This window comes from Hymenobacter ruricola, assembly GCF_015694525.1.
Taxonomy (GTDB): Bacteria; Bacteroidota; Bacteroidia; order Cytophagales; family Hymenobacteraceae; genus Hymenobacter; species Hymenobacter ruricola.
Genome location: NZ_JADQDM010000015.1, coordinates 35,762 through 57,722, shown reverse-complemented (window position 1 = coordinate 57,722; position 21,961 = coordinate 35,762). Strand labels below are relative to the sequence as shown.

The 21,961-nt window shown below is 62.0% G+C and carries 21 protein-coding genes; 8 read left to right on the top strand and 13 right to left on the bottom strand.

Annotated elements, in window-relative coordinates:
• Nucleotides 1–103: 103 nt before the first annotated feature.
• On the bottom strand, nt 104–1,018 hold the full coding sequence (locus I2H31_RS20420) for a class I SAM-dependent methyltransferase (RefSeq protein WP_196294906.1): 915 nt from the start codon (nt 1,016–1,018) through the stop codon (nt 104–106).
• A gap of 148 nt (nt 1,019–1,166) precedes the next feature.
• Here I2H31_RS20420 and I2H31_RS20415 point away from each other — a divergent pair, with 148 nt between their 5' ends.
• Nucleotides 1,167–2,144: a YpdA family putative bacillithiol disulfide reductase gene (locus I2H31_RS20415; RefSeq protein ID WP_196294905.1), complete on the top strand. Its 978-nt coding sequence runs from the start codon at nt 1,167–1,169 to the stop codon at nt 2,142–2,144.
• Between the two features lie 93 nt (nt 2,145–2,237).
• Here I2H31_RS20415 and I2H31_RS20410 read toward each other — a convergent pair whose 3' ends face one another.
• Nucleotides 2,238–3,683: an SGNH/GDSL hydrolase family protein gene (locus I2H31_RS20410; RefSeq protein ID WP_196294904.1), complete on the bottom strand. Its 1,446-nt coding sequence runs from the start codon at nt 3,681–3,683 to the stop codon at nt 2,238–2,240.
• A 30-nt stretch (nt 3,684–3,713) separates the two neighbouring features.
• The gene (locus I2H31_RS20405) at nt 3,714–5,000 is read right to left on the bottom strand and encodes an OmpP1/FadL family transporter (RefSeq protein ID WP_196294903.1); all 1,287 of its coding nucleotides are present in this window, start codon (nt 4,998–5,000) and stop codon (nt 3,714–3,716) included.
• A 149-nt stretch (nt 5,001–5,149) separates the two neighbouring features.
• On the opposite strand from I2H31_RS20405, the gene lptB reads away from it, so the two are divergent.
• The 3 genes from lptB to I2H31_RS20390 all read left to right on the top strand — a co-directional run bounded on the left by lptB (nt 5,150) and on the right by I2H31_RS20390 (nt 7,922).
• Entirely contained in the window at nt 5,150–5,881 is a 732-nt protein-coding gene (lptB, locus tag I2H31_RS20400) for an LPS export ABC transporter ATP-binding protein (RefSeq protein WP_196294902.1), read from the top strand.
• 145 nt (nt 5,882–6,026) lie between these two features.
• A complete protein-coding gene (locus I2H31_RS20395; protein WP_196294901.1) occupies nt 6,027–7,577 on the top strand; it encodes a GH3 auxin-responsive promoter family protein in 1,551 nt (516 codons plus the stop codon).
• A 144-nt stretch (nt 7,578–7,721) separates the two neighbouring features.
• Nucleotides 7,722–7,922, top strand: a complete 201-nt coding sequence (locus I2H31_RS20390; RefSeq protein ID WP_196294900.1) for a hypothetical protein — start codon at nt 7,722–7,724, stop codon at nt 7,920–7,922.
• Nucleotides 7,923–7,926: 4 nt separating this feature from the next.
• Here the strand turns inward: I2H31_RS20390 and I2H31_RS20385 are convergent, their stop codons facing one another.
• Nucleotides 7,927–8,709, bottom strand: coding sequence for a TIGR00266 family protein (locus I2H31_RS20385; RefSeq protein WP_196294955.1), 783 nt, complete (start codon nt 8,707–8,709; stop codon nt 7,927–7,929).
• 164 nt (nt 8,710–8,873) lie between these two features.
• On the opposite strand from I2H31_RS20385, the gene I2H31_RS20380 reads away from it, so the two are divergent.
• Entirely contained in the window at nt 8,874–9,458 is a 585-nt protein-coding gene (locus I2H31_RS20380; RefSeq protein ID WP_196294899.1) for a toxin-antitoxin system YwqK family antitoxin, read from the top strand.
• Between the two features lie 9 nt (nt 9,459–9,467).
• Here the strand turns inward: I2H31_RS20380 and I2H31_RS20375 are convergent, their stop codons facing one another.
• The 9 genes from I2H31_RS20375 to I2H31_RS20335 form a co-directional block, all read right to left on the bottom strand.
• Complete coding sequence (locus I2H31_RS20375) at nt 9,468–9,863, bottom strand: hypothetical protein (protein WP_196294898.1); 396 nt, start codon at nt 9,861–9,863, stop codon at nt 9,468–9,470.
• Between the two features lie 147 nt (nt 9,864–10,010).
• Nucleotides 10,011–11,573: a glutamate--tRNA ligase gene (gene gltX, locus I2H31_RS20370; protein ID WP_196294897.1), complete on the bottom strand. Its 1,563-nt coding sequence runs from the start codon at nt 11,571–11,573 to the stop codon at nt 10,011–10,013.
• Between the two features lie 126 nt (nt 11,574–11,699).
• Nucleotides 11,700–12,995, bottom strand: coding sequence for an erythromycin esterase family protein (locus I2H31_RS20365; protein WP_196294896.1), 1,296 nt, complete (start codon nt 12,993–12,995; stop codon nt 11,700–11,702).
• 90 nt (nt 12,996–13,085) lie between these two features.
• Nucleotides 13,086–13,949, bottom strand: coding sequence for an SDR family oxidoreductase (locus I2H31_RS20360; protein WP_196294895.1), 864 nt, complete (start codon nt 13,947–13,949; stop codon nt 13,086–13,088).
• Nucleotides 13,950–14,247: 298 nt separating this feature from the next.
• Nucleotides 14,248–14,439 carry a hypothetical protein gene (locus I2H31_RS20355; RefSeq protein ID WP_196294894.1) on the bottom strand — a complete coding sequence of 64 codons (192 nt, stop codon included), beginning with the start codon at nt 14,437–14,439 and terminating at the stop codon, nt 14,248–14,250.
• 55 nt (nt 14,440–14,494) lie between these two features.
• Nucleotides 14,495–14,878: a RidA family protein gene (locus tag I2H31_RS20350; RefSeq protein WP_196294893.1), complete on the bottom strand. Its 384-nt coding sequence runs from the start codon at nt 14,876–14,878 to the stop codon at nt 14,495–14,497.
• A gap of 136 nt (nt 14,879–15,014) precedes the next feature.
• Nucleotides 15,015–16,850 carry a glutamine--fructose-6-phosphate transaminase (isomerizing) gene (glmS, locus tag I2H31_RS20345; RefSeq protein ID WP_196294892.1) on the bottom strand — a complete coding sequence of 612 codons (1,836 nt, stop codon included), beginning with the start codon at nt 16,848–16,850 and terminating at the stop codon, nt 15,015–15,017.
• A gap of 72 nt (nt 16,851–16,922) precedes the next feature.
• Nucleotides 16,923–18,470, bottom strand: coding sequence for a DUF4270 family protein (locus tag I2H31_RS20340; RefSeq protein ID WP_196294891.1), 1,548 nt, complete (start codon nt 18,468–18,470; stop codon nt 16,923–16,925).
• Nucleotides 18,454–19,266, bottom strand: coding sequence for a glycogen/starch synthase (locus tag I2H31_RS20335; RefSeq protein ID WP_196294890.1), 813 nt, complete (start codon nt 19,264–19,266; stop codon nt 18,454–18,456). Before I2H31_RS20335 ends, I2H31_RS20340 begins: the two co-directional genes overlap by 17 nt.
• A 118-nt stretch (nt 19,267–19,384) precedes the next feature.
• On the opposite strand from I2H31_RS20335, the gene panC reads away from it, so the two are divergent.
• The 3 genes from panC to rfaE2 all read left to right on the top strand — a co-directional run bounded on the left by panC (nt 19,385) and on the right by rfaE2 (nt 21,944).
• Nucleotides 19,385–20,230, top strand: a complete 846-nt coding sequence (panC, locus tag I2H31_RS20330) for a pantoate--beta-alanine ligase (protein ID WP_196294889.1) — start codon at nt 19,385–19,387, stop codon at nt 20,228–20,230.
• A gap of 88 nt (nt 20,231–20,318) precedes the next feature.
• Nucleotides 20,319–21,368: a lysylphosphatidylglycerol synthase transmembrane domain-containing protein gene (locus tag I2H31_RS20325; RefSeq protein WP_196294888.1), complete on the top strand. Its 1,050-nt coding sequence runs from the start codon at nt 20,319–20,321 to the stop codon at nt 21,366–21,368.
• Between the two features lie 96 nt (nt 21,369–21,464).
• Nucleotides 21,465–21,944 carry a D-glycero-beta-D-manno-heptose 1-phosphate adenylyltransferase gene (rfaE2, locus tag I2H31_RS20320; RefSeq protein ID WP_196294887.1) on the top strand — a complete coding sequence of 160 codons (480 nt, stop codon included), beginning with the start codon at nt 21,465–21,467 and terminating at the stop codon, nt 21,942–21,944.
• Nucleotides 21,945–21,961: the final 17 nt, after the last annotated feature.

The window sequence follows — 21,961 nt, the reverse complement described above, 5'->3', positions numbered from 1 at the left end:
CCCGTAAGACTGTTGCAAAAAGCCTGAAGCAGCTATGCCTCAGGCTTTTTTGCATTGTTAGCTTTTTAACTCAAGCAACATACTCGCAGACTAAAAGTCCGCGCTACTTCACGTTCCGCGCCACCACAAACATTCTGTCCCCAAACCGGCCCGTCAGCTTGTTCAAATAATACGTGGGGTATTGCCCGGCCAGCTTGCTCACCTTCTCCACCACGCTGCCGCCCAGGCGAATGTTCTTGGGTGGCTTCACCGGGTTCAGCAGCTCCACCACTTCAAAGCCCTGCTTCTTCAGCGTTTTGGTGATGGTGGCCGGCGTGAACTCGAACAGGTGGTAGGGCGGAATGTCCATTTTGCGCTCTTTGCCCAGCACGCCGTAAGCGGCAAACCCCAGGCGCACGGTGGGCAGGTTGAGCGTGGCCGGCAGGGCCAGCACCAGCAGCCCGCCCGGCTCCAGAATGTGGTGAAACTTGGCCAGCGTGGCGCTGGGCGAGAGCAGGTGCTCCAGCACGTCGCCCATGTAGGCCAGGTCGAACTGGCTTTCGTGGAAATCTTCGGTGGTTTCGATGTTGCCCGTCACCACCGGCAGGTGCAGCTCGCGGCGGGCAAAGTCGGCGGCGTGCTCGGATATTTCCAGGCCGTGGCTTTGCCAGCCCATGGCTTCCAGGCTTTTGAGGGTGTAGCCGGGGCCGCAGCCCACCTCCAGGTAGCGGAACTTGCGGCCGGGGTACTTGGCCAGGATGTAGTTGGTGAACTTGTCGGGCCGGAGCTGGTTTATTGCTTCCTGCTTCTGGCCTTCCTCGATGAACACCACATCCTGCTGGGTGCGGTCGTAGTTGGGCCGCTCGGTAAAGTAGTCTTTGCCGTAGAGCCGTTCCAGCTGCGCCGGCGTGGGCTGCGGGTCCAGAAACATGAGGTCGCAGTTGCGGCACTGGGTGCCTTGCAGCCTTTGGCCCTCGAATTCGTAGTAAAAAGGCAGCTTTTTGAAATCGGTGCTGCCGCACAGGTCGCAGGTACGCATAGAGGTAGCGCGCAAGTAGCGCGAACTTTGTAGTTCGCGTCCCAGAACGACTACCGCCAATCCGGTTGTTAACGGCGCGGGGACGCGAACTACAAAGTTCGCGCTACTTCACTCAACAATTCTCCAACTGCAAGTTGGACACCTAAATATGCTCGACGTTCTCATCATCGGGGCCGGCCCCGTGGGCCTGGCCTGCGCCCTCGAAACCCAGCGCAAAGGCCTGCAAGTGGCCATTGTGGAAAAGGGCGCGCTGGTTAATTCCATCATCGGCTACCCCACCAACATGGAGTTTTTCTCCACGCCCGAGCTGCTCGAAATCGGCGGCTACCCCTTTCCCACCGCCCACTACAAACCCTTGCGCGAAGACGCCCTCGACTATTACCAGCGCGTGGCCCGCGCCGAAAAGCTGACCCTGCGCCTCTACGAGCGAGTGCTGAAGCTCGACGGCGAGCAAGGCAATTTTACCGTGACCACCGACCAGGGCGAAATCCCGACCCGCAACGTCATCGTAGCCACCGGCTTCTACGACCTGCCCAACCCGCTGGGCGTGCCCGGCGAAGACCTGCCTCACGTGCGGCACTACTACAAAGAGCCCTACGAGCACGTGGGCCAGGAAGTCGTCGTCATCGGCGCCAAAAATTCCTCGGCCAAAGCCGCCCTGCAGCTCACCCGCGCCGGCGCCCACGTCACGCTCATTGTGCGCGGCCCCGAAATCAGCCAATCGGTGAAGTATTGGATTCGGCCCGACCTCGTCAACCGCATTGCCGAAGGCCGCATCACGGCGCATTTTAACACCTGCGTCACCGCCATTGGGCCCGGGGCCATCGACGTGCTAACGCCCGACGGCCCGCTCACCATTCCCAGCAGTTGCGTGTACGCCCTCACCGGCTACCACCCGGACGAGGCCCTGCTCGGCCGCCTCGGCATCGAGCCCGACCCGCAGGATGAGGCCCGCGCCCCGCTCTTCAACCCCGCTACCCACGAAACCACGCGGCCCGGCGTGTTCGTGGCCGGCACCGTGTGCGGCGGCCGGGCCACCAGCCGCTGGTTCATCGAAAACGGCCGGCACCACGCCCAGCTCATTGCGGCGTACTTGGCTCCTAGGGTTGCTACACTCCTAGCGTAGGCAATATGCAAAGCGGTATTCTAGAACCAACAAAAATGCCTTCCCCAAATGGAGAAGGCATTTTTTATTAAATGAAGCCGAGCGGCTTCAGTGCTACTGCGGGAATTTCACGCCGCGGTACTGCGTGGCGTCCACGCCGGGCACGGCCGAGCCGTACTTGGCGTTGATGGCCCGAATCATCTCGTTGGCTACCACGGCGTAGCCGCGGGGCGTGGGGTGCACGCCGTCCAGCGAAAATAGGTTGCCCGTAACAAAAGCAGCCGAATTATTTACTGCGTTTATCACCAGGCCATTGGTAGCCACGCCGTTGAAGAACGTGTTGGAATCAAATACCGCCAGCCCTTTCTGATTGGCCGTGGTGGTGATGACGGCATTGAGGGCCGCCGTGCGGGTCTGCACAGCAGCCACCTCAGCCTGGTCGAGGACGAAGTTGGTGGCCAATGCATTAGACGAGGCCGCCAGCGCCGTGACCGTAGCGGCAGGAGCGCCGGGGATTTCGAGTCCCACGCCCGACGGGAAAGGCTGCATGGGGTTGGTCGAAGGCACATTGATAGCTGCTTGGGCCGTCAGGAGCAGCAGGTCGCTGGGGGTGGCTAGGCGCTTAACACCGGCGCCGGTGGTAATGTAGAAGCCAAAGCGCAGACCCGCCGGCAGCGGCGAGGTCTGGGGCAGGCCCAGTGCGGCCTTAATGGTAGGTTCCAGCGTCGCCGGAATGGGCGTAGCGTTGATTTGAGCAATAACGGCGGCTGTGGGCACAGTGGTGAACAAGGGGACGTTGGCCACGTTCGGAATAGTTGCCAGCAGTCCTTTGGCGCCGCCCGCCGTCAGCACGTCGGTGATGGCGTTGTATTTGAGGGTAAACTCGGCCTCCGTCGTCATGGGCGCAACCCCGCCAGAAGTGGCGTACCCGAGCACGTCGTTGTTGCCCAACCAATTGGTGAAGAAGGTGGGCTTCAGCGTATTGACCCGTTCCTGCACGTATTGCTGGTAGCTTGCCGTGGCATTGGCACTGCCGAGCAGGCGCTCAAAATAGTTGTTGAAGCCCGCGGGGTTGTTGAAGCCGTAGCCCGCCGTTTGCACGTCGGCCACGCGGATGCCGGGCACGCCGAGGTTCTGGTTTTGTGCGCTGGCCGTCGCCTTGGCCAATAGGTTGGTGCCGGCAGCTTGGCTGCCGCTTATCACCGCCAAGCTGCTGGTTTCGAGAGCCAAAGAGGGCGAACCGTTCACGAAGCCCGCAATTTTCAGGTAGCCGCTGCCGTTCGACTGGTTGGCCCCGTCGAAAAGGGGCTGCACGAAGGGGCCGCCGCCTACTTTCGCAAACTGCTGTGCCAGAATGGACGGATAGGAGTTTTGCTGGCCTTCCAGGTACAGTCCGTTGTCGCTGTAACCGGCCGTGAGCGAGTTGCCCACCGCGATGTACGTCGCAAAGTTGGCCTGCCCGGCGCTGGCTTTGGGTTCGTCAATATTGGGCTGGCAGCCCGCCAGTCCCAGGCCCAACAAGCCCAGCACGGGCGCCGAACGTTTGATAAACAGTTTCATAAAAGCAAAGACTTAGGTTCGGGTGGGAAATTAGAATTTGTAGTGCAGGCCGATGCCGGGGATGTAGGCATTGGTGCGGAAGGTGCCGGCCACGCGGTCGGTGGTGCCCACGTTCAGCAGGTCCTGCTGGCTCTGGCTGCGCTGCATCAGGGCTTCAAACAGGAACGAAGCGTCCACGCCGAGGTGGTCCGTCACCTGGTAGGAGAGGCCCAGCGTGCCAATGGCGCGGTTGGCGTCGGGGGTTTCGGGGCTCACGTAGCCGTCGCGCACGGCCGAGAAGTCGTAGGAAGCGCCGGCGCGCACGGCCAGCTTGTCGCTCACCAGGTACTGGCCGCCCACCCGGAAGGCCAGAGCGTCCTGGTAGTTGCGCACGGAGGTGCTGGTGGGGCGGTTGCCCACCAGGCCAGTGCCGCCGTTGTCGCTGCTGAAGGCAAAGTCGAGGGTGCGGTACTTGCTCCAGAAGGTCAGGGCCGCGTCGAAGCCCAGGGTCAGCTTGTCGGTGGGCATGATGCCGATGCCCAGGCTGGCCACGGCCGGCAGGGGCAGCGTGGCCGCAAACTTGTTGGCCGTGAACTGCGAATTGATGAGGGCCGCGCTGGCGCCGGTGGGCAGGCCGGTGTAAGTGATTTTGCCGTTTTCTACGTCGGCGTTAATCTGCGAGCGGTAGCTCACGCCCACGCTCAGCTTGTCGGAGGGCTTGAAGAACACGCCGGCGTTGTAGCCAAACTGCGTTTTGGCCTTGCCGTCGAGTTCGATGTGGCCCGGGCCGGTGGGCAGGGGCAGGTCCTTTTGCAGGTTCACCGAGCCGTAGGCCAGAATCATCAGGCCGGCGCCCACGCTCAGCTGCGGCGTGATGGCGTACGAGAAGGTGGGCTGCACGTAGATGGACTGCAGGTTGATTTCGGTGAGGGCGTAGCGGCCTTCCCAGCCGTCGGCGTACTTCACCTTGTTGCCGTAGGGCGTGTACACGGCCACGCCGAACTTGTACTTGGCGTCTTTGGGCCCGAAGCCGGCGTAGAAGTTGAAGGGCGTCACCACGCTGTTCTGCAGGGCGCGCTGGTCGCCGCCGTTTTCGCTGCGGAAGCTGATGCGGGCCATCGCCGCGTTCACGCCAACCTGCACGCCGTTGTCGCGCACCATGGCCAGGGCGCCGGGGTTGTAGAACATGGCGGCCTGGTCGAGCGATAAGCCCACGCCGACGCCGCCCATGCCCACGTTTTTCTGGCCGCCCAGGTTCACTTGGAAGCCACTGGCGGATGCCGCCGAGGCACTGGCCAGCAGCGCGCCTCCCGCGAGGAGTAGGGTTTTTACCGTCATATAAAGTAAAATTTGGGGTGGGTTGAGTTGTGGGGTTAAAAGTAACGGAAAAATTCAAGTCAATTGTTAGGCAAGCCGAATAATTGGGGTCCGGCAATCGTTGGTTTCGCCGGTTCATCCGCCATGCCGCAAGGCCTTACCTTTGCTTTATGATTCTTCGCGCCGAGCACCTCATCAAAAAATACAAAGCCCGCACCGTCGTCAACGACATGTCGGTGACCGTGGAGCAGGGCGAAATTGTGGGGCTGTTGGGCCCCAACGGCGCCGGCAAAACCACCTGCTTCTACATGATGGTGGGCATGGTGAAGCCCAACGCCGGCCGCATCTTTCTCGACAGCACCGAAATCACGACCATGCCCATCTACCAGCGTGCGCGGCTGGGCGTGGGCTATCTGGCGCAGGAAGCCAGCGTGTTTCGCGACCTGAGCGTGGAGGAAAACATCATGGCCGTGCTCGAAATGACTGCCATGAAAAAAGAAGCCCGCCAGGCCAAAGTGGAAGAGCTGCTGGAAGAATTTAGCCTCGGCCACGTGCGCAAAAACCTGGGCAAGGTGCTGAGTGGCGGCGAGCGCCGCCGCACCGAAATAGCCCGCGCCCTGGCCGTCGACCCCAAATTTGTGCTACTAGACGAGCCGTTTGCGGGCGTTGACCCCATCGCTACCGAAGAAATTCAGGGCATCGTGGCCAAGCTCAAGCACCGCGGCATCGGCGTGCTCATCACCGACCACGACGTGAACTCCACCCTCAGCATCGTGGACCGCGCCTACCTGCTCTTCGAGGGCAAGCTCCTGAAAGCCGGCACCGCCGAAGAGCTGGCCGGTGACGAAACCGTGCGCCGCGTGTACCTGGGCAAAAATTTCGAGCTCAAGCGCAACGTGTAATATGGAATGGTTTTGAACGTCATGTTGAGCTTGTCGAAGCATCTCTGCCGCGAAGAGTAATCATTTACGCACCCGGTAGAGATGCTTCGACAAGCTCAGCATGACGTTCTTTAGTTTTCTGCTTGTCCATTCATTTCACTTGCCTATGCTCGACCAGCTACTCGCCCGCGCCGTTCAACTTGGGAGCTTGCCCCGGCTGGCCCGCATCCGGGAGCAGCCCGAAGCGTTGCAGGCGCGGCTGCTGGCGCAGTTGCTGCACCGGGCCCAAAGCACTGAATGGGGGCGGCGCTACGGCTTTGGGGAGGCGCCGACGGCGGCTGAGTTTGGCCGGCGCGTGCCCGTGAGCACCTACGAGCAGTTGTACCCCGAGCTGGAAAAAGTATTGCGCGGGCGCCCCGACGTGCTGTGGCCCGGCCGGCCGCGCTGGTTTGCCAAAAGCAGCGGCACCACCAACGCCCGCAGCAAGTTCATCCCCGTCACCACCGAGGCGCTGCACGAATGCCACTACCGAGCCGGCCGCGACATGCTGGCCCTGAGCACGCATTTCTACCCCCAGGAGCGGCTGCTGGCCGGCAAAACCCTCTCGCTGGGCGGCGCGCACGCCCACAACCCGTTCCGGCCAGCGGAGCCCGCCTCGCGGGCCGGCGACGTGTCGGCCGTCATCATGCAGCAACTGCCGTGGTGGGCCGAGCAATTGCGTACCCCGCCGCTGCGCCTGGCGCTGCTGGACGAGTGGGAGGAGAAAATAGAGCGCATTGCCCGGCACGTGCTTCGGCAGGACGTGCGCACCCTGGCCGGCGTGCCCACCTGGATGGTGGTGCTGTTGCGTCGCGTGGTGGTCCTGGCCGGCGCCGACGACATCACGCAGGTGTGGCCCCGGCTGCGGCTGTTTCTGCACGGCGCCGTGGCCTTCGGGCCCTACCGCGAGCTGTTTCGCCAGCTCATCCCCGACGCGCGCATGCGCTACCTCGAAATCTACAACGCCTCGGAAGGCTACTTTGCTCTGCAGGACCAGCCCGACAGCGAAGACTTGCTGCTGCTGCTCGACCACGGCATTTATTATGAATTTCTGCCCGCCGACCAATGGGACGCGCCCGAGCCGCGCCCCGTGCCGCTGGCCGAGGTGGAACTGCATCGGCCCTACGCTCTGGTCATTAGCACTAATGCAGGCCTGTGGCGCTACCTCGTGGGCGACACCGTGCGCTTCACCTCACTGCGGCCCTACCGGGTGCGCATTACGGGGCGTACCAAGCACTTTCTCAACGCGTTTGGCGAGGAGGTCGTCATCGAAAATGCCGAAGCGGCGGTGGCAGCAGCCAGCCAGGCCACCGGCGCCGCCGTGCGCGACTTCACGGCCGCACCGGTCTGGTTCTCGGCCGATAGTGCCACCTCGCGCGGCGGGCACGAGTGGGCCGTGGAGTTTGCGCCCGCCGCCATCCCGCCCGACCTGGCGCATTTCAGCGCCGTGCTCGACGCCACGCTGTGCGAACTGAACTCCGACTACGCCGCCAAGCGCCACCGCAGCCTGGCGCTGGCGCCCCCGCGGCTGCGGGCCGTGCCCGCGGGCACTTTCGAGGCATGGCTGGCCAGCCAGGGCAAGCTGGGTGGCCAGCACAAAGTGCCGCGCCTGCTCAACACCCGTGAGGTGCTGGAAGCCGTGCTGCGCACGGCCGTGGCGCCCGAACCAAGCCGATAACCCGCTGCTGGTAAGTTCAAAAGCCGTGATGGTCGATAAAAAGGCGCGATTCGGCGAATCGCCCCCGACTTTTAGCCGACTATCTGAAATAATAAAGGAAACAATTGCGGGATATGTAGTAATATTACCCTAACATTCCCGCCTATGTCCTATACGACTCAAGCACCTGTGACCAAGAAACAGGTTTATCAGCGCCCCTATAAAACCCGGAGCCAGCGCCGGGAAGCCGCCCGCCGCAAGCACGACGAAAACGGCGACGTCAAATTTCTGGTTCGCGTGGCCGTTGGCGTGGGCCTGTTGCTGCTGGTAGCCGTGGCCTTCGCCATCAAGGGCATGGCCGAGTAAGGCCCTACTCGTCGAGTATATTGCCGAGCAGGCCCCCGAGCACGGTGCCGCTTTCCTTCTGCGCATTGCCGCCGCCCGGCGCCAGGGCCCGGATGAGCTTTTTCACGGGCATGGACTGCAGCCAGACGCGGCCCGTGCCGCGCAGCGTGGCCAAAAGCAGGCCCTCGCCCCCAAAAATCATGGACTTGAGGCCGCCGGCCCGCGCCACGCTGAAATCAATGCCGGGCTCGAAGGCCACCACGCAGCCGGTGTCCACGCGCAGCAACTCGTTGTTCAGCTTTTTCTCGATGATGGTGCCGCCGGCGTGCACGAAGGCCTTGCCGTCGCCGGTGAGCTTTTGCAGGATGAACCCCTCGCCGCCAAACAGCCCGGCGCCCAGCTTCTGGTTGAAGTGCAGGCTAATTTTGGTGCCGCGCGCGGCGGCCAGAAAGCCGTCTTTCTGCACGATGAGCCCGGCGGGCATGTCGCCCAGGTTGACGGGGATGATGGTGCCGGGATAGGGCGCCGAGAAGGCCACCCGGCTTTTGCCATAGCCGCCGCGGTGCGTGAAGTGCGTGAGAAACAACGACTCCCCGGTGATGAGCCGGGTGCCCGCCGAAAATAGCTTGCCCATAAAGCCTTGGTCGGGCTCGGAGCCGTCGCCCATCTTGGTTTCGAACGCGATGCCTTCTTCCATGTACACCATGGCGCCGGCTTCAGCAATCACGGTTTCGTTGGGGTCGAGCTCGATTTCCAGAACCTGAATGTCGGAGCCAAGAATGCGGTAGTCAACGTCGTGGGAGTGCATGGGCATGGGGCGAAGCAAAGGCGGAAGATGCTGCCAAAGATAGGGCCTTTGACATATTCCCTGCTACATTTTTGCCGCGGCGCGGAACACACAATATTTTTCGGGAGTTGCGTTGAAAAGCCTTGGTCAACCAATTGTACCGTTGGCCCTAACGCTCTCAGTTCATGCGTCTCCCTTCGCTGTTTTTAGTTGTTTGCCTGGCCGCCGTATTGGGCTCTTGCGCTGGTTCGCGCAGCGCGTCCAAGGCCAATCGCTCCGACCGCAACGGACTGGCGAAAGGGCGCTGGCGCACCTACCAGGACTCGGCCACTCAGCTGCTGTACACCTCGGGCCGCTACCGCCACGGGCGCCCCGTGGGCACTTTCCGCTACTACGCGCCGACAGGTGCCCTGGACCGCACTGAGTCGTACGCCCGCGAGGGATTCTGTGAAGTAACTTATTGGTACCCTGGTGGCAAGGTGGCCCGTCGCGGCGCCGCGCAGTGGGTGACCGGCAAAGACAAGCTGCCCCGCTTCTACTGGTATGGCCCCTGGACGAGTTACGCCGAGGATGGCCAGATTACGGCCGTGCAAACCTACACCGACGGCACCATCACGCGAGCCGAGAAATACGAAAACGGGAAGCTGACCGAGGTAGAAACCTACGAGCCCGGTAAGGCCACCCGCACCGAAACCTACCAGGACGGCCAGTTGCTCAAAGTCGAAACCTTTGAGAAGGGCCTTCGCACGGGCACCACCAACACGCTTTAGGCCAGCAGACTATTCTTCCAGCGGCAGCTCGCTGCGGGTTTCGGCGGCTTCTTTGTCGGGGTCTTCTACGGCTTTTTTGCGCTTGGCCTCGCGGCTGGTGCGCTTCATGAATTCCTCGTCGGTTTCCTCGGGCTCGGGCGAGTGCTCGGCGTCGGCGATGGGGAAGGCTTCGTCTTCGGTTTCGCCAGGGGCGGGCTTTTCGCCGAACTGCCCGGCGCGGTCCACCAGCTTTTTGTCGCGCACGTGGCGGCCGAGAAACTGGTTGATTTGCTCGATGCTGTAGTTGGACGTGATTTCGCCGAGCGGGTTCACGCCGATTTCAAAGCCCTCCAGCTCTTTGTGGACGCGGGCTTTTTTTTCGGGGTCGGCAGCGGCTTTTTTGGGTTTGACGGGTTTCTTGGCCATGACGGGAAGGTGGGGCAGTTTCTACCGCTCTACGCGAATTAATGCTTTCGGGTAAACCATTCGGGCATAAAAAAAGGCTGGCCTGAAGGCCAGCCTTTTTCCATTGGTGCATAAACCGAAGCGCCAGCTTTGCCCTTGCCGTCGCCGTTAGGCGCGAGCCGCGAGCCGCTCCACGGCCGCCCGCAGGCGCGTGGCCACTTCGCCGCTGCCCAAAATGGCCAGCGTCTCGAACAAGTCGGGGCCGGCCGCCGCGCCGGTCACGGCCACGCGCAGGGCCTGCAGCACCTGGCCGGGCTTCATGCCCTGGGCTTCCACAATCTGGTTGAAAATGCTTTTCAGCACTTCGGCGTTGGCGCTAGGCTCCGAATTGTCGGGCAAGCCGTCGGCGTAAGCGGCCAGCGCAGCGCTCACCTGGGTGTTCCACTTCTTGCTGACGACGGCCTCGTCGTACTCCGTCGGCGCTTGGAAGAAGTACTTGGCTTCCTGCCAGAAGTCGTTCGGGAAACTCACCCGCTCCTTCATCACGCTCACGATTTGCTCGGCTTTGGCTTGGTCGCAGGCAATGCCGTGCTCCTGCAGGGCCGTGAGCAGGTAGGGCGCCAGTTCGGCGTCGGATTTGGCGCGCAGGTAATGCTCGTTGAACCACTTCACCTTGTTCTGGTCAAACTTGGCCGGCGACTTGCTCACGCGCTCAATTGAGAAGGCCTGAATCAGCTCGTCCATCGAGAAAATCTCCTGCTGCGTGCCGGGGTTCCAGCCCAGGAAGGCCAGGAAGTTCACCAGCGCTTCGGGCAGATAGCCGTCTTCGCGATAGCCGCGGCTCACGGTGGGCTCGCCGGTTTCGCCGTCGATGCCGCGCCACTCCAGCGGGAACACCGGGAAGCCCAGGCGGTCGCCGTCGCGCTTGCTCAGCTTGCCGGTGCCGTCGGGCTTCAGCAGCAGGGGCAGGTGGGCAAACTGCGGCATGGTCTTCTCCCAGCCCAAATAGCGGTAGAGCAGCACGTGCAGCGGCGCCGACGGCAGCCACTCCTCGCCCCGGATGACGTGCGAAATCTCCATCAAATGGTCGTCCACGATGTTGGCCAGGTGATAGGTCGGCATGCCGTCCGACTTCATCAGCACCTTGTCATCAATGGCTGAAGAGTGCACCACCACCCAGCCACGAATCAAATCCTGAAAGCGAACTTCCTCTTTGCGAGGCACTTTCAGGCGAATGACGTACTGGGCGCCGCTGTCGAGCAACTGCTTCACTTCGTCCTCGGGCAGGGTGAGGGAGTTGCGCATCTGGGCGCGCGTGATGCTGTTGTACTGCGGGTTGGGCACCTTGGCGGCCTGCAGGCGGGCGCGCATGGCGTCCAGCTCCTCGGGCGTGTCGAAGGCGTAGTAGGCGTGGCCGTCGGCGATGAGCTGGTCGGCGTACTGCTTGTACATGGGCTTGCGCTCGCTCTGCTTGTAGGGCGCGTGGGGGCCGCCCACGCCCACTCCTTCGTCGATGACGATGCCGCACCAGGCCAGGGCTTCGAGGATGTATTCCTCGGCGCCGGGCACGAAGCGGTTCTGGTCGGTGTCCTCGATGCGGAGCAGCATCTTGCCGCCCAGCTTGCGGGCCAGCAGGTAGTTATACAGCGCGGTACGCACGCCGCCGATGTGTAGCGGCCCGGTGGGCGAGGGCGCAAAGCGCACCCGAACTTCTCTTTCAGTCATAAGCATGCAAAAGCGCGTCCCGGTTCTCGGAACGCGCCGCAAAGGTAAGGGCATGAACTGTAGCGTGGACTCTGCGAGTCCGCGCATTGCAGCCCGTTCGCCCAAGCGCGGACTCGCAGAGTCCACGCTACGCTACTCGCCCCAGGGGTACAGGTCGGGCGGGCCGCTTGCTTCGGGGTGAATGGCCAGTGGGTGCAGCGCCCGGGTCTGGTCGATGAACAGAAACGCGTCGTATCGCTCCGGAATGTCCGACAGCACGTAGTTGCCAAATTGCTCAAACTGCGGCCGGTACACCACCCCGATGGCGCGGTGCCCCAGCGGCTGCTGCAGGCGCGGAATTTGCTTGTTTTCAGCCGACAGCAGCAGCGCATCGGTGCCGTTGGTGTGTTCATGCAGCTGGTCTTCCCAGGAGCGGCGGGTGGCGGCGGGCACCGTAATGCGTTCCATTGGCGCGCCCCATTCGCTGCCCGCAATCACTGCCCCTTGGTAGGAACCAAAGCCGATGCTGAACACCCGCTGCCGGCCTAGCTGCTCGCGGGCCAGCTGGCCGAGGTTCACCATGTCTTCGCGGCGCATGTCGGTGTAGCGGGCGTCGCCGATGTGGGTGTTGTGGGCCCACACAATAGCTCTGCTCTCAGGCCCATGCAGGTCGAGCAGGCGATTCAACGTTTCCATCATGTGCTCGTCGCGCACGTTCCAAGAGGCGCCGCCGCCGCGCAGCATTGCCTTGTAGTAGCGCTCTGCGTTCACGGCTACCAGGGCGTTTTGCTCGGCGGCAAAGGCTTGCTCGCGCTCGGGGAGGTTGGCGGGGAAGCGCTCAGCGGCCTGGCGACGCAGGGCGCGCAGCACGGCGTTCACCTCGTCCTGGCAGTCTTCCGACACGAAGGCGACGGCGCGGGCGTACTCCTGCGGGTCGGCGCTGTAGGGCTCAAAGCAGCGAAAGGCTTGGCGGGCCGCCGAAATGGCGCCGTCGCCCCGCTGCTCGGCATAGTGCAGCACGGCTTGCAACGATTCCCAGAGGCTATACACATCGAGACCGTAGAAACCTACGCGCTGCTCGGGTGCCTGGGCTTGGTTGTGTTGGTGCAGCCAGTCGACCAGCGCCGCGGTTTCCCAATTGCCCCACATCCAAGTGGGCCAGCGGTTGAAGGTTTGCAGGAGTTGGGCGGCCGAACCGTAGCTCACTTCATCCTGCTTGATGGCCGCATTCACCTCAAAGCAGTCGGGCCAGTCACCCTCCACGGCGATGAACCGAAAACCTTTTTCCTGGATAAGGCGCTTGCTGAGAGCCGCGCGCCACGCGTAGTACTCGTGCGTGCCGTGCGACGCTTCGCCCAGCAGCACCACGCGGGCATTGCCAATGGCGGCCATAACCAGGCTAAGGTCGGCCGCGCTGCGCAGCGGATGGGTCAAAAACGGAGCTGCCATAACCGGGAGAAAAAACGGTGAAAGGCAAAAAATAAAACGCCGCCCAGAACGGAAATTCAGCTTCGCAGCGCTCAGCTCAAGTAGCTCAAATCAGGTGTTCAGCACCTCGCCGCCATTCGGGTGAATGGCCTGCCCGGTGATGTAAGAGGCATCTTCGGAAGCCAGGAACACGAAGGCCGGGGCCACTTCCGACGGTTGGCCGGGGCGCTTCATGGTGGTGTCCTTGCCGAAAGATGCAACTTTTTCCGGCGGAAAGCTAGCCGGGATGAGCGGCGTCCAGATGGGCCCCGGCGCCACGGTGTTGGCCCGAATTTTCTTCTCGGCCAGCTGCTGCGCAATGGACCGGATGTAGGCCGTAATCGCGCCCTTGGTGGAGGTGTAATCCACCAGCTGCTGGTTGCCGCGGTAGGCGTTGATGGACGACGTGGCAATGATGCAGTCGCCCGCGTGCAGGTGCGGCAGCGCGGCCTTCACCACGCGCACCATGGCGAAGAAATTGACCTGAAACGTGTCCTCAAACTGCTCGTTCGAGAGCTGGGCCACGTCGGTGCTCACGAATTGCTCGGCTGCGTTGCTCACCACGATGTTGAGCTTGCCCAACTCCTGCACGGTTTGCTCCACTAGCTGCTCGCAGTAGTGCGCGTCGCGCAGGTCGCCGGGCAGGGTCAGGCAGCGGCGGCCTTCGGCTTCCACCAGCTGGCGGGTGGCGTAGGCGTCTTCCTCTTCCTCGGGCTTGTAGGTGATGGCCACGTCGGCGCCTTCGCGGGCAAAGTGAACGGCCACGGCCCGGCCAATGCCGGAATCGCCGCCCGTGATGAGGGCCACTTTGTCTTGCAGCTTGCCGCTGCCGCGGTAATTGGCCCGGATGTATTCGGGGGCCGGCGTCATTTCGGCTTCGAGGCCGGGTTGTTGGTCCTGGGTTTGCGGGGGCAGCGTGGTGGGCTTGTTTTCCATGGAAGCGGGCGAAAGAACAGGTGGCAAAACGGCCTCGGATTTACCCGAAAAGCCTGTTGCCACCTACGCCTTCGCCCGCCACGGGGTTAATGCCCAGCTTTGGTAGTAAGCTTATTTTGACGGCGCTACCTATTGCTTATCAAGGAGATAATAGAACGGAGAAACCAAGCGTCTGTCATCCTGAGCGCAGCGAAGGACCTTCTCACCGATGAATGCATCATTCTAACAGGAGAAGGTCCTTCGCTGCGCTCAGGATGACGGCTGCCCCTGTTTCCATCAGCATCCCAAAATGCCCGCGCTAATCCCGGTTCTTAAAGCCCAGCCAGAGCACCAGCCCCAGCAGCGTGATGCCGCCCCGGATGCCCCACGCCACGGCCGGGCCCCCCTTGTCAATCCAGGTCAGAAAAACGTAGTGCAGGTTGGGGTTGACGAGCGGCAACACCAACGAAATCAGCCCAATGATGAGCAGTCCGAGTCCAAGTTCTTTCATGCGGGAAGGGAAATGGGGTGAAACAATCCCGCACAACGCGTCCCTCGCCGGCTTATTATGCCCCGACGGCAATGCAGGAAATTTCCACTTCCACGTCGCGCGGCAGGCGGCTTACTTCCACCGTTTCGCGGGCCGGTGCGGTGGCGTCGTCAAAGTAGGAGCCGTACACTTGGTTGATGGTGGCGAAGTTGCCGAGGTCCTTCACGAAAATGCTGCACTTCACCACGTCGGGCAGGCTCAGGCCGGCGGCGGCCAGCACGGCGGTCAGGTTTTTCAGCACCTGGTGGGTTTGGGCGGCCACGTCGCCGGGCACCAACTGCCCGGCGGCATCCAGCGGAATCTGGCCCGAAACGTAGACCGTGTTGCCCGCTTTCACGGCCTGGGAGTAGGGGCCAATGGGCGCGGGGGCCTGGTCGGTAAGGATAATCTGATGAGACATGCGGTGGGTCGGTGAAATAGTGAAATGGTGAGTTTAGGCAGCGCAAATAACGCGAGAAGCCGCTTCTGTTTCCAGAAGCGGCTTCCTGAGGCAAGCATCAAAAGCTTACCATTTCACTATTTCACCAACTCACCGCTTACTCCACCGTCACCGATTTGGCGAGGTTGCGGGGCTGGTCCACGTTGCAGCCGCGCAGCACGGCAATGTGGTAGCTCAGCAGCTGCAGCGGCACCACCGATACCAAAGGCATCAGCACTTCGCTGGTGTGGGGCACTTCAATCACGAACTCGGCCATGGCCGGAATTACTTTGTCGCCTTCGCTCACCACCGCGATGATGCGGCCCTTGCGGGCTTTCACTTCCTGAATGTTGCTCACCACCTTCTCGTACGAGCTGTCGCGGGTGGCAATCACCACCATCGGCATGTTTTCGTCAATTAGGGCAATGGGGCCGTGCTTCATCTCGGCGGCGGGGTAGCCCTCGGCGTGGATGTAGCTGATTTCCTTAAGCTTCAGCGCGCCTTCCAGGGCTACGGGGAAGTTGTAGCCGCGGCCCAGGTACAGGAAATTGGTGGCGTCTTTGAATTCCTCGGCAATCTCGCGAATCTGGGTGTCCAGCTCCAGGGCTTTGGTCACTTTGGCCGGAATGGTGTCCAGCTCCACCATCAACTCGCGCAGCTTGGTATCGGTGATGGTGCCGCGCTTCTGCCCCATAATCATGGCCAGCAGCGTGAGCACCGTCACCTGGGCCGTGAAGGCTTTGGTGGAGGCCACCCCGATTTCGGGGCCGGCGTGGGTATAGGCGCCGGCGTCGGTGGCGCGGGCAATGCTGCTGCCCACCACGTTGCACACGCCGAAGATGGTCGCGCCCTTGCTCTTGGCCAGCTCGATGGCGGCCAGGGTATCGGCCGTTTCGCCGCTTTGCGAAATGGCAATCACGATGTCGCGCTCCGTGATAATCGGGTTGCGGTAGCGGAATTCCGAGGCGTACTCTACTTCCACCGGAATGCGGGCCAGGTCCTCAATGAGGTATTCGGCCACCAGGCCGGCGTGCCAGCTCGTGCCGCAGGCCACGATGATGATGCGCTGGGCATTCACAAACTTCTGCTCGTAGGCCCGGATGCCGCCCATGTTCAGGTGGCCCGACGCCAGCTCCAGGCGCCCGCGCATGGAGTCGAGAATGGAGCGGGGCTGCTCAAAAATCTCTTTCAGCATGAAATGCTCGTAGCCGCCCTTTTCGATGCTGTCGAGCTCCATTTCCAGCTTCTGGATGTAAGGCGTCTGGCTCACGTCTTCCTTCGAGCGGATTTCGAGCTGCCCTTCGCGAATGACCACAATCTCGTAGTCGTTCACGTACACCACCTCGTTGGTGTACTCGATGATGGGCGTCGCGTCGGAGGCAATAAAGAACTCGCCTTCACCGATGCCGATGACCATGGGCGAGCCTTTGCGGGCCGCAATGAGCTGGTTGGGGGCGTCCTTGCTGAGCACCACGATGGCGTAGGCGCCCACCACTTCGTGCAGGGCCAGGCGCACGGCTTCTTCCAGCGAGCAGGAGTTCTGCTTCTGAATTTCCTCAATCAGGTTAACGAAAACTTCGGTGTCGGTGTCCGAATGAAACACGTGGCCTTGCTGCTGCAAGTGCGTTTTCAGGGCCGCGTAATTCTCAATGATGCCATTGTGGATGATGGCAATGCGCTCCGAGGTGGAGTAGTGCGGGTGGGCATTCTCGTCGTTGGGCTCGCCGTGGGTGGCCCAGCGGGTGTGGCCCATGCCTACTTTGGCGTGGGTGTCTTTCTCAGCAATAAAGGCTTCGAGGTCGCTGACCTTGCCTTTTTTCTTGTACACATTGAGTTCCCCATTGAGCAGCGCAACGCCCGCCGAATCGTAGCCCCGGTATTCGAGCCGGTGCAAGCCTTTGAGAATTATGGGGCAGGCCTCGCGATGGCCCAGGTAAGCGACAATGCCGCACATGGCAAATGGGGATTAAGTAAGGGTAAAAATTAAAACGAAGCGGGCCTGCGCCGTGCCGGCGTTGCCGGGCACTTACTGTTTCTTTGAATAATATACGCGGAGCCGGATGTTGGCCGCGTCGAGTGCCGCCCGGTTCAGTGCCAGCCCCGTAGACGCCCGAATGTTGGGCGCCAGCACCAGGGCGGCGGGCACGGTGCCCAACTTGTTGTAGAAGTAAGCCTGCATGTAGGACGTGACCGGCACCGCGTAGTACGACTGCGCCCCCGTGGCGTTGAGCACACCCAATGTGGGGGCGCCCGCCGACTGCGGGTCGGCGCCGTCGGCCTGCACAACCCGGTCGGTGGGCAGGAAGTTGATGATGCGCTGCAACACGTTGTTGTTGGCGTCTACTTCCACCGCATACAGCTGGCTAGGGTTGCCGTACAAGGCATTGGTGAAGGGCTTGATGGGCACCAGGATTTCGGCCCGGTTGATGATGACCCCCGTGGTATCGGCCGAGCCCACCAGGCGTTTCAGTGTCACGCGGCCCTGCATCAGCACGCGGGTGGCCAGGCCGGTGCCTTCCTGCACGTAGCTGGTGCCGCCCAGCACGGCAGGAGGCACCGCCCCCGAGCGCGCCGACAGGACCGACAGGGCCGGCGGCAGCATGGTTTCGATGTTGGTGAAGTAGCGCGGGTCGCGCGAGGAAGTGTAGCCGGAGCTTATACTGCTGTACGCCGGGCCAAAGTAGATGGAATACGTGCTGGAATACGTAGGAGGGGATTTGCTGTGATGGTAATACAGCAGAATGCGCTGTTTATACGCCTTGCTGAAGCTGATAATGCTGCCGGTGTGGTTGGCATTGGGCAGCACGGCCAGCCCGCCGAGAAGGGCGTCCAGCTTGGTCTGGTTGAAGCCGGCCACTTTGAGTTGGTCAAACAAATCGCTGGAGAACCCCGAGGTAACGCCCGGAATCGCCGGGGTGCTTCCCGAAGCCGGCACCGCCGTGCGTTGCAATAACAGTCGCACGGTGGGGTCGGGCACCACGGTGGTGCCCGCCGGAATGGCCGGCGTGGTGGTGGTAGCGTCGACGGCGGCCGTGGCCACCGTCTGGGTCCGGTCGAGGCGGCTGCGCAGGTCCTGCGCGATGGTTGCCCCGCGGGTTGCCGTGCTGCTACTGTTGTACACTTCCCGCTCGTCGAGCGGTGCCGCGAGCTTGAACAGGTCGAAGCGGGCCGGAGTAACGGCGCTGCCATACACGCGGTCGTAGCCCATCACCAGCACTACCGAGTCCAGCGCCGGTGCAGTAAACACTGAGGGCAACGAATCGGTGGGAACAATGCCGGTGACCGCCAACGCCGTATTCACATCGCGCGCGTCGATGACGTTGAAATACGCACCCGCCGTGGTCAGGCCGGCCACGTTGTCGGCCAGGCGGCCCACCAGAAATTGATTGGTTTTGATGGTTTCCACTGGCGACAAGCGCACGGTGCTCACCTCCAGGGGAATGTCTTTGTATTCGGTGCTGACGGCCGTGGTGTCGGGCAGGTCAACGTTCAAGTCCGTGCCGGTGTCGCAGCTGGCCAGCGCCAAGGCGGCCAAAGCCACGAGGGGGGCACTGCGGCTAGTTAGCCAATTCATTGTAAAGCGCTAGGTAGGAAGTGTGCAGGTTTTCGTCGGTGGCTACCTGGCTGAGCTTGTTGTGCAGGGCGTATTCGTGGAACATGCCGTTCATGTTTTCGCTGAAGTCCTCGTCGGACCGCACCACGGTGTCGGCGTACTCCATGCCCATTTTGATAAAGCCGCTGAAATCAGCGGATTTGAGCGAGGCCAGCATCTGGTCGTCGATGTCGAGCATCTTCGCTTTTTCCAAGATGTTGCCCTCAAATTTGTCGTTGAACTCGTTGTTGTAAATCGAGAACACCGACTTGGCGTCCTTGAACACCGGGTCCTTCTTGTAGGTCGTTTTCAGGTACAGCGGAATCAAACCGGTCATCCAGTCCGAGCAGTGCACAATATTCGGCGACCAGCCTAGTTTCTTCACCGTCTCCAACACACCTTTGCAGAAGAAAATGGCGCGCTCGTCGTTGTCGGCGTAAAACTTGTCATTTTTGTCGACCAGCGCCGACTTGCGGTGGAAATAGTCTTCGTTATCGATAAAATAAACCTGCAACTTGGCCGTCGGAATGGAGGCCACCTTGATGACCAGGGGCTTTTCGTCATCGCCCACGGCGATGTTGATGCCCGAGAGGCGCACTACCTCGTGCAGCCGGTTTTTGCGCTCGTTGATGATGCCGAAACGGGGCACAAAAATCCGAATTTCGCAGCCCATCTCCTGCATGCTGGCGGGTAGGCGCCGGAGCATTTCAGCCACTTTCGTGGTCTGCAGAAAGGGGTCAATTTCGGTGGCCGCGTAGAGGATTCGTAGCTTCGACATAATGGATTATTGAAGAGAATGGGACAAGGCCATGCTATGGGTGCACAAAATTAAACAATTTTGGGCGGAAAATCAACATAAATCATGCCGGGGGCCTGTCCAATAGCCTTCCTCTTCTATGCAGATACTCACGACCGCCGCCGGGTTGCACGCCTACACCGAACACGCCCGCGGGGCCGGCCAACGCATCGGCCTGGTGCCCACCATGGGGGCCCTGCACGACGGCCACCTGCAGCTGGTGCAAGCCGCCCGAACTGATTGCGACGTGGTGGTGGTCAGCCTTTTCGTCAACCCCACGCAGTTCAACAACGCCGAAGACTTTCGCCTCTACCCCCGCGTGCCCGAAGCCGACGCGGCCCTCCTGGAGCCCGCCGGCTGCACGGCGTTGTTTGTGCCTTCGGTGGAGGAAATGTACCCGCAGCCGGCCGTGCTGCGGTTCGATTTTGGCGACCTGGAGCGGGTGATGGAAGGGGCGCACCGCCCCGGGCATTTCAACGGCGTGGCCACGGTGGTGAGCAAATTGTTCCACATGGCGCGGCCGCACCGGGCGTATTTCGGGCAGAAGGACTGGCAGCAAGTGGCCGTCATCCGCCAGCTGGTGGCCGACTTGTCCTTTGACCTCGAAATCGTGACTTGCCCGACCATTCGGGAGGCCGACGGGCTGGCCATGTCCTCGCGCAACCGCCGGCTCGATGCGCCCGCCCGCGCCGCCGCGCCGCTGCTGCACCAAGTGCTGCAGGCCGCCGCCGCCCAGGTGCGCCAGGGCGTGCCGCCCGCCCAGGTGCGCGCCTCCGCCGAAGCCGCCCTGGCCCAAGAGCCCCTGCTCACGCCCGAGTACGTGGAAGTGGCCGACGCCCAAACCCTGCAGCCGCTGGCCGACTACGCCGCCGGCCGGGCCGTGGTGCTGTGCCTGGCGGCGCACCTGGGCGGCGTGCGGCTGATTGACAACGTGGTGGTGGAATAGAGAGGGCCGCGGTGCCGGGGCAAGTGCGTTTTACCTTTGCGGCGATTCCTGTTCCTCCATTTGCGCCATTGGTTATTCTGATTTTCGATTGAAAGCGTTTCTAAACATTCTCAAATACGCGCTGCTGCTGAGCATTTCGGGCGCGCTGATGTGGTACGCGGTGCGAGGGCAGGACCTTTCGCGCATCGGGCACTACATCGCCACGGCCAACTATTTCTGGCTGGCCCTCACGCTGTCGCTGTCCACGCTGGGCTACTTCAGCCGCGCCTACCGCTGGCAGATGCAGCTCAAGGCTTCGCAAACCCCAGCGCCCTACTGGCCCGTGTACCACGCCATGATGGTGGGCTACCTGGCCAACCTGGTGCTGCCGCGCATGGGCGAAGTCATTCGCTGCTCGGTGCTGCGGCGCACGAGCGGCGTGCCGGTGCAGGTGGCCATCGGCACGGTGGTGACCGAGCGCGTGATTGACGTGCTAGTGCTGCTGGGCCTGCTGAGCACCTTGCTGCTGCTTGATTTCCAAACCTTCTGGAAATTCGTGACGGTGGAAATCCTGGGCGGGCGCTACGAGACGCTGGCCCGCAACCCGCTGCCGCTCGTTATCGCGGCCGTGGTGGGCTTCATTCTGCTGATTGTGGCGGGCTTTGCGCTGTTTCGCAACCTGGAGCGGCTGCGGCAGAATGCCTTCTTCAACAAAGCGGTGCTGTTTGTGAAGGGCTTGCTGGCCGGCGTGTTCAGCGTGCTGAAGCTGGAAAACAAGTGGTTGTTCATCTTCCACACCCTCTTCACCTGGGGCATATATTACCTGATGGACTACCTGGCGTTCTTCTGCTTTCCCGAAACCTACAACCTCGACATGCGCGCCGGGCTGGCCGTGCTCACGTTCGGGGCGTTTGGGATGGCGGCGCCGGTGGCGGGCGGCATCGGGCCTTTCCACGTGCTGGTGCAGGGCGTGCTCATTGTGTACGGCATCAGCAAAGAGGCCGGCATTGCCTATGCCCTGGTGGTGCACGGCGCCCAAACGCTGCTAGTGGTGCTCATGGGCGGCATCAGCTTCGTCGCCGTGGCCGCGGCCGACAAAGGCAGCGTAGCCGCCGAAGCCGAAGCCATTGCCGACGAACCGCTGACAACAGAATTATGAATTGAAAATTATGAATTATGAGTTGTGCCACTGTTGCGTCAAGGTGCTCAGGACTCAATTCATAATTCCTAACTCATAATTCATAATTCAATTCCTATGTGGACCAAAGATAAAATTCTGAACCGTGAGCAGCTGCCGGCCACCGTGGCCGCGTGGCGCGCTGCCGGGCGCAAAGTGGTGTTCACCAACGGCTGCTTCGACCTGCTGCACCTCGGCCACGTCGACTACTTGGAGCGGGCCCGGCACCTGGGCGACGCCCTGGTGGTGGGCCTGAACACCGATGCGTCGGTGGGCGCCCTCAAGCCGGGCCGGCCCATTCAGGACGAAGATGCGCGGGCCCGGATTCTGGCCGCCCTGGCGTTTGTGGACGCGGTAGTGCTGTTTGGCGAGCCCACGCCGCTGGCCCTCATCGAGCTGGTGCAGCCCGACGTGCTGGTGAAGGGCGACGACTACAGCATTGAAGGAATTGTGGGGCACGAAGTGGTGTTGAACAGGGGCGGCGCAGTGCTGACCGTGCCCCTGGTGCCGGGCTACAGCACGTCCCGCATCGTGGAGCGCATTTTGCACTCCTCGTAGCGTTTCTCACCTTCTCC

Bases quoted from the DNA above. Each gene is read 5' to 3' on its own strand.
- glmS (WP_196294892.1), bottom strand. From the start codon at position 16,850: ATGTGCGGCATTGTCGCTTACCTGGGCCATCGCGAGGCCTGCCCCATA.
- I2H31_RS20375 (WP_196294898.1), bottom strand. From the start codon at position 9,863: ATGGCCAAGAAACCCGTCAAACCCAAAAAAGCCGCTGCCGACCCCGAA.
- I2H31_RS20380 (WP_196294899.1), top strand. From the start codon at position 8,874: ATGCGTCTCCCTTCGCTGTTTTTAGTTGTTTGCCTGGCCGCCGTATTG.
- I2H31_RS20365 (WP_196294896.1), bottom strand. From the start codon at position 12,995: ATGGCAGCTCCGTTTTTGACCCATCCGCTGCGCAGCGCGGCCGACCTT.
- I2H31_RS20410 (WP_196294904.1), bottom strand. From the start codon at position 3,683: ATGAAACTGTTTATCAAACGTTCGGCGCCCGTGCTGGGCTTGTTGGGC.
- I2H31_RS20390 (WP_196294900.1), top strand. From the start codon at position 7,722: ATGTCCTATACGACTCAAGCACCTGTGACCAAGAAACAGGTTTATCAG.
- I2H31_RS20335 (WP_196294890.1), bottom strand. From the start codon at position 19,266: ATGTCGAAGCTACGAATCCTCTACGCGGCCACCGAAATTGACCCCTTT.
- I2H31_RS20340 (WP_196294891.1), bottom strand. From the start codon at position 18,470: ATGAATTGGCTAACTAGCCGCAGTGCCCCCCTCGTGGCTTTGGCCGCC.
- I2H31_RS20360 (WP_196294895.1), bottom strand. From the start codon at position 13,949: ATGGAAAACAAGCCCACCACGCTGCCCCCGCAAACCCAGGACCAACAA.
- I2H31_RS20350 (WP_196294893.1), bottom strand. From the start codon at position 14,878: ATGTCTCATCAGATTATCCTTACCGACCAGGCCCCCGCGCCCATTGGC.
- I2H31_RS20415 (WP_196294905.1), top strand. From the start codon at position 1,167: ATGCTCGACGTTCTCATCATCGGGGCCGGCCCCGTGGGCCTGGCCTGC.
- panC (WP_196294889.1), top strand. From the start codon at position 19,385: ATGCAGATACTCACGACCGCCGCCGGGTTGCACGCCTACACCGAACAC.
- gltX (WP_196294897.1), bottom strand. From the start codon at position 11,573: ATGCTTATGACTGAAAGAGAAGTTCGGGTGCGCTTTGCGCCCTCGCCC.
- I2H31_RS20395 (WP_196294901.1), top strand. From the start codon at position 6,027: ATGCTCGACCAGCTACTCGCCCGCGCCGTTCAACTTGGGAGCTTGCCC.
- rfaE2 (WP_196294887.1), top strand. From the start codon at position 21,465: ATGTGGACCAAAGATAAAATTCTGAACCGTGAGCAGCTGCCGGCCACC.
- I2H31_RS20420 (WP_196294906.1), bottom strand. From the start codon at position 1,018: ATGCGTACCTGCGACCTGTGCGGCAGCACCGATTTCAAAAAGCTGCCT.
- I2H31_RS20385 (WP_196294955.1), bottom strand. From the start codon at position 8,709: ATGCACTCCCACGACGTTGACTACCGCATTCTTGGCTCCGACATTCAG.
- I2H31_RS20355 (WP_196294894.1), bottom strand. From the start codon at position 14,439: ATGAAAGAACTTGGACTCGGACTGCTCATCATTGGGCTGATTTCGTTG.
- lptB (WP_196294902.1), top strand. From the start codon at position 5,150: ATGATTCTTCGCGCCGAGCACCTCATCAAAAAATACAAAGCCCGCACC.
- I2H31_RS20405 (WP_196294903.1), bottom strand. From the start codon at position 5,000: ATGACGGTAAAAACCCTACTCCTCGCGGGAGGCGCGCTGCTGGCCAGT.